At 60.9% G+C, this 1,658-nt stretch carries 1 protein-coding gene; it reads right to left on the bottom strand.

Annotated features, from left to right (window positions below; genetic code table 11):
- Positions 1-31: 31 nt before the first annotated feature.
- A protein-coding gene (locus tag ROA7023_RS23445) for an IS3 family transposase (RefSeq protein ID WP_234992439.1) occupies positions 32-1,542 on the bottom strand; the annotation gives its coding sequence in 2 pieces (ribosomal slippage) (positions 32-1,122 and positions 1,122-1,542; 1,512 coding nt in all).
- Positions 1,543-1,658 lie beyond the last annotated feature (116 nt).

Below are 1,658 nucleotides of genomic sequence, written 5' to 3'. Positions count from 1 at the left end.
CGGTGTTTGTCAAAGTAGTTGTCCGCCGATTTCATGCGGCGTCTCTGATTTCAGGGGCGCTGATTTCGGTTTCTGGGTTAAGCCAGACGGGTCCGGCAGGTTGCCAGTTGCGGGTTTTGCCTGACCAGCGTTCCGGGTTTTGGGCACGTGCATTTGCATAGAGAATGGCGCGGTTTGCGAGCGTTGCACGATCACGGCCAGCGTGGCGCGCATCTGGCGTGACAAAGCGGATCGCGCTGTGCAGGTGCTCACCATTATACCAGCTGGCGAAGGATTTCACCCAGGCCTGGGCGTCTGCCTTTGTGGCAAAGCCCTTGGCCGGCCAGTTCGGGCGATATTTGCACGTGCGGAATAGCGCCTCTGAGAACGGATTGTCATTGCTGACGCGCGGGCGGCTGTAGGACGCGGTGATGCCCAGTTTCTCCATGGTGGTTTTCATTGTGGCGCCTTTCATAGGGCTGCCGTTGTCGGCGTGCAGAACCAATGGACGCAGGGTGCAGCCCTCGGCGAGGACCGCTTGCCGGATGAGGACGGCTGCCAGTTCTGCACTCTCTCGCTCATGAACTTCCCAGCCAACAATCTTGCGGCTGAAGATGTCGACGATCAAATAGAGGTAAAAGAACATGCCTGCGACGGGCCCCGGCATCCAGGTTATGTCCCAAGTCCAGACCTCGCAGGGCGCACTCGCCTTGTAGCTGGTAGGTGGTTTGCGCCGGATCGGCGGCTTGGCCCGGCCCCGGTGCTGCTGCTGTCCCTCTGCGCGCAGGATGCGATAGAAGCTGGATTCCGAGGCCAGATACCGCCCTTGATCGGCCAGTTTCGGCACGATCTGGCTTGGGGGAAGGCTGGCAAATTCCTTTGAATTACACGCTTCCAGCACGGCTGCGCGATCAGCCACGCTCAGCTTGTTGATCGGTTCTGGATGCGGGACGAGAGGCCGCTGATCGGCATGGACCCGGCCGTTTTTTGTCCAGCGGCGCAGGGTGCGATCACTGATTTCAAGCTCGGCACAGGCTTTGGCCCGCCGCGCGCCAGCGGTGACGGCATCATTGATCAGTGCAATGGCGGTTTCGCGATGTGGGGTGCTGATCATGCGTCCTCTCCGTCCCCCCAGATCGCTGCCGCCTTTTTTCGCAGAACCAGAAGCGCTGCGGTTTCGGCCAGGGCGCGGTCCTTGCGGGTTAGTTCCCGCTCCAGATCCTTGACCCGCTTCTTCTCATCCTTAGTCGCCCGCCCGAGACGCGCTGTGCTGGCACGATCCCAGTCGTTCGCCTGTTCACAAGCTGACCGCCATGCCGTGATCTGCGCAGAATAAAGCCCGCGCTTGCGGCAATATTCGGCCAGATCAGCCTCGTTGAGCGCCGCTGTTTCCAGCACCGCCGCGAACTTGTCACGCGACGACCAGCCCTCAGGGCCAGCGTCAGCGTCAGGCAGAAGCTGACCCTTGCCCCGCGCCTCAGCACGCCACTTGTGCAACGTCGCCTCGGAGATCCCTTCCTCCTGCGACAGCTGCCGAATGGCCGTGTTGTTCGGCGGTAGCATCCGCTTCAGCACAGCCGACTTACGTTCCGGTGAATATCCCAAATCATCGTCCTATCCCGCCCACCTGAGAAATAGAGGGAAAATAGAGCGGCGGACAACTACGCTGACACAGGGGG

The sequence above is a fragment of the Roseisalinus antarcticus genome (genome assembly GCF_900172355.1).
In the GTDB taxonomy this organism is placed as follows: domain Bacteria; phylum Pseudomonadota; class Alphaproteobacteria; order Rhodobacterales; family Rhodobacteraceae; genus Oceanicola; species Oceanicola antarcticus_A.
Note: the sequence above shows the minus strand (reverse complement) of the source record. Positions and strands in the feature narration are given on the sequence as shown.